2 protein-coding genes and 2 rRNA genes are annotated in these 4,736 nt (G+C 29.4%); all 4 read left to right on the top strand.

Features of this window, described 5'->3' with window-relative positions; genetic code table 11:
- Positions 1-4: 4 nt before the first annotated feature.
- Positions 5-121, top strand: a 5S ribosomal RNA gene (gene rrf, locus KQI77_RS10005).
- A gap of 202 nt (positions 122-323) precedes the next feature.
- Complete coding sequence (locus KQI77_RS10000) at positions 324-2,759, top strand: glycogen/starch/alpha-glucan phosphorylase (protein ID WP_367397299.1); 2,436 nt, start codon at positions 324-326, stop codon at positions 2,757-2,759.
- Between the two features lie 74 nt (positions 2,760-2,833).
- Positions 2,834-3,973 (top strand): glucose-1-phosphate adenylyltransferase, encoded by a 1,140-nt coding sequence (locus KQI77_RS09995; RefSeq protein ID WP_216390289.1) that lies wholly within the window; start codon positions 2,834-2,836, stop codon positions 3,971-3,973.
- A gap of 560 nt (positions 3,974-4,533) precedes the next feature.
- Positions 4,534-4,736, top strand: a 16S ribosomal RNA gene (locus KQI77_RS09990); the annotation flags it as partial.

Genomic DNA, 4,736 nt, shown 5'->3' with positions numbered 1-4,736 from the left:
AATATCTAGTGATGATGGCATAGAGGAAACACTCCTTCCCATTCCGAACAGGACAGTTAAGCTCTATAGCGCCGATGGTACTGCATGGGAGACTGTGTGGGAGAGTAGGACGTTGCTAGGTTTGATAAAAAGAGTAACTAAGGTTACTCTTTTTTTTTACTCTTTTTTGTAAATATATACATTAGATAAGCATATAACAAAAGATATGAATTAAAATATAATAATATTACTTGGAATATAATAATAAACTTAGAAGTAAATGAATAGATTTATAGGAGTAAATTGAAAAACTTATAGGCTATATTTAATGGAGGCGATTCTAAGTGATATTTAAAGACAAGGAAACATTTAAAAAAGCTTATGAAAATAAGTATAGAATTTTGCATGGAGAAGAATTAGAAGATGGAAATAACCAACAGAAATATGAAGCATTAGGTAGTTTAATTAGAGATTGTGTAGTTAAGATATGGATGGAAACAAATAAAAGGTATAGTAAGACAAATGAAAAGCAAATATACTATTTTTCAATGGAATTTTTGCTTGGAAGATTATTAGGAGATATACTGTTAAATTTGGGTATTATTGATGTGTGCAGAGAGGCCTTGTTAGAGTTAAATATAAATCTTGAAGAATTGGAAGAATATGAACAAGATCAAGGATTAGGAAATGGAGGATTAGGAAGACTAGCAGCATGTTTTTTAGATTCGATGGCTTCCTTAAATATAGCAGGTAATGGGTGTGGAATAAGGTATAAATATGGATTTTTTCAACAAAAGATAATTGATGGAAAGCAGGTAGAAGTTTCTGATAATTGGCTTAGAGAAGGTAATGTATGGGAAAGAAGAAGACCTGATAAAGCTGAAATAGTCAAGTTTGGTGGAGAAATTCGCATGATAAAAGATGATGATAGACTTAGATTTGAACATATTAATTATCAACCTGTATTAGCTGTACCATATGACACCCCAATAGTTGGATATAAGAATAATGTGGCTAATACATTACGATTGTGGAGTGCAGAAACTGTATCTGATGAATTTGATTATTCATCTTTCAGTAGGGGAGAATTTTTAAAAGCTTTGGAATATAAAAGTTCAGTAGAAGCAATTTCACAAGTTTTATATCCAGATGATTCTTTTTATGAAGGGAAAATATTAAGATTAAAACAACAGTATTTCTTTGTATCGGCAGGTATACAAGGGATTGTAAGACATTATAAAAAGCATGGTGGAGCTATAAAAGAATTTGATGAAAAAATAGCTATTCATATAAATGATACACATCCTACTTTAGCTATACCTGAACTTATGCGTATCCTTTTAGATGATGAAGGATTAGCATGGGAAGAAGCTTGGAGAATAACTACTAATACTATATCTTATACTAACCATACTATAATGTCTGAAGCACTTGAAAAGTGGCCAATAGAGATGTTTAAAAAATTATTACCTAGAATTTATATGATAGTTGAAGAAATAAATAAGAGGTATTGCGAGGAACTCTGGAATAAATATATTGGACAATGGGATAAAATAGAGAGAATGGCTATAATATCAAATGGACAGATTAGAATGGCAAATTTGGCTGTCGTGGGAAGCTATAGTGTTAATGGAGTTGCAAAGCTTCATACAGATATATTAAAAAAGGAAGAGATGAGCGATCTTTATTATTTGTATCCAAATAAATTTAACAATAAAACAAATGGTATAACTCATAGAAGATGGTTGTTAAAATGTAATACAAAATTGAGTGACTTATTAATTGATACAATTGGAGAAAGTTTTATAAAACATCCAACAGATTTAATTAGTTTTGAAAAATATGCATATAAAAAAGAAATTCAAGAAAAATTAAAAGAGATAAAAAGATATAATAAAATCAGATTATCAAATAAAATATATAAAGAAAAGGGGATAATGATTGATCCTGATTCAATATTTGATGTTCAAGTGAAAAGAATTCATGCGTATAAAAGGCAAACATTAAATTGTTTAAGAATAATGGATTTATACAATCAGTTATGTAAAAATCCTAATATGGATATTAATCCAAGAACTTTTATTTTTGCAGGGAAGGCTGCTCCTGGATATTATTTAGCTAAAAGTACTATTGAATTAATAAATGCAATTGCAAATAAAATAAATAATGATGAAAGAGTAAATAAAATAATTAAGGTAGTATTCCTAGAAAATTATAGTGTGTCTTTGGCTGAAAAAATAATACCAGCAGCAGATATAAGTGAACAAATATCTACTACAACTAAAGAAGCATCAGGAACATCTAATATGAAATTCATGATGAATGGAGCAATAACTATTGCCACCTTAGATGGAGCCAATATAGAGATAAAGGATGAAGTTGGAGAGGGGAATATTATAATATTTGGATTAACAGCAAGAGAAGTAATGCAATACATGGCTCAAGGTGGATATTCTGCACAAGAAATATACAATAGAGATAGTAGGATAAGAGAGGTAGTTGAAGATCTTGTAAGTGGAAAGTATCATAACGATAAAGAAAGATTTAGAAATATATATGAGAACTTAATAACATATAATGATGAATTTTTTGTACTAAAAGACTTTAAAGAGTATATTAAATCTCAAGATAAAATAAACCTATTATATAACAATATGTATAAATGGCAAGAGATTTGTGGTATAAATATTGCACATTCTGGGGTGTTTTCATCTGATAGAACAATAGATCAATATGTAACTGGAATATGGGGTGCAGAGCTTAGATATAAAAATTTATAAAATATTTGTAATAATTTTCCTATTCCTATCATATGGTATTAAAGGACACAAAACATATGATAGGAGATGGGATTTTGAGAAAAAAAGAAATAGTAGCAATGATTTTAGCTGGAGGACAAGGTACGAGATTGGGTGTTTTAACAGAAAATATGGCAAAGCCAGCTGTACATTTTGGAGGAAAATATAGAATAATAGATTTTCCATTAAGTAATTGTGCGAATTCAGGAATAGAAGCAGTAGGAGTATTAACACAATATAAACCTCAAGAATTAAATAGACATATTGGTCTTGGTGAATCATGGGGATTAGATATAGAGGGAGCTGGAATAAGTTTATTACCTCCATATCAAGATGGAGTAAAAGATAATTGGTATAAAGGAACGGCTAATTCAATATATCAAAATATAGACTATATAGAAAGTTATGATCCTGAATATGTACTTATTTTATCTGGTGATCATATTTATAAGATGGATTATGAATGTATGTTAGATTTTCATAAGAAAAAGAAGTGTGATGCAACAATTGCTGTAATGGAAGTACCTATGAATGAAGCTAATAGATTTGGAATTATGAATACAGACAATAAATTAAACATATATGAATTTGAAGAAAAACCTTCTGAGCCTAAAAGTAATCTTGCTTCTATGGGGATATATATATTTAATTGGAAAGTGCTAAAGGAATATTTGGTGAAAGATGAAGCTAATAAATTCTCAGAAAATGATTTTGGCAAGAACATAATTCCTTTAATGTTACAAGAACATAAATCTTTATGTGCATATCCTTTTAAGGGGTATTGGAAAGATGTAGGGACTATAGAAAGTTTATGGGAAGCTAATATGGATTTATTAGATGATAGTGCGTTAGCATTGTTTAATGATAAATGGCCAATATACACTAATAATAATCCAAAGTTATGTACACAATATATTGGTTCAAAAGCTGTAATAAAAAAATCTATGGTAGTAGATGGATGTTACATTGAAGGAAGTATATATAATTCAATAATATGTAGTGAAGTACATGTAGGTAAAAATGCTGTAATTAAGAATTCGGTAATAATGCCTGGAGCATATATAGAGGATAATGTAATAATTGATAAAGCTATAATTGGAAAAGATACAATAGTAAAGAAAGATGTTATTATAGGAAATGGAAAAGAAGTTGTTGCAGTGACAGGAAGTAAAAAGTCATTGGTTCATTTGGGATAAAACAAAATCTAAGGTTTCATAGTTGCCTTTGTGATTTTATTCTGATTAGTATCAATATTATATGTTTTCATAAAATTAATTAGGAATATTTATAAAAACAATAATTATTGATACTAATTTGAAAAATTATAATATTTATATATCAGGGGTATGATGCAAGAGGGGGAGGAAATAATATATCAGTAATAAATTAAGCATATAAAAATATGAGATGCAATAAGTTAATTAGTGTATAAAAGGAATATTAACATATTAATATTAAGTGATAACAATAGGATATATATAACAAAAAAACTAATTTAAAAAAATATTTTAAAATATGTTGACAAGAATGTATAAATGGTGGTATTATAAAACACGTCGCTGAGGCAGACAAATAACAACAAGAAAACAAAAAATGTTTTAAAAAAGTTGTTGACAGATGCTGAATCAAGTGATAAGATAAAGAAGTCGCTTGAGGGCGACGAAGAAAATTGGTCTTTGAAAATTGAACAGAATAATAAATTAAGAACCAGCAATTCTTTATGAGTAAGTTTTAAGAGCTATTAATGATTAAACTTTTTATTGAGAGTTTGATCCTGGCTCAGGACGAACGCTGGCGGCGTGCCTAACACATGCAAGTCGAGCGATGAAGCTTCTTCGGAAGTGGATTAGCGGCGGACGGGTGAGTAACACGTGGGCAACCTACCTCATAGTGGGGAATAGCCTCTCGAAAGGGAGATTAATACCGCATAAGATCGTAGTTTCGCATGAAACAGCGATA

Source organism: Clostridium sp. MSJ-8 (assembly GCF_018918325.1).
In the GTDB taxonomy this organism is placed as follows: domain Bacteria; phylum Bacillota; class Clostridia; order Clostridiales; family Clostridiaceae; genus Clostridium.
Note: the sequence above shows the minus strand (reverse complement) of the source record. Positions and strands in the feature narration are given on the sequence as shown.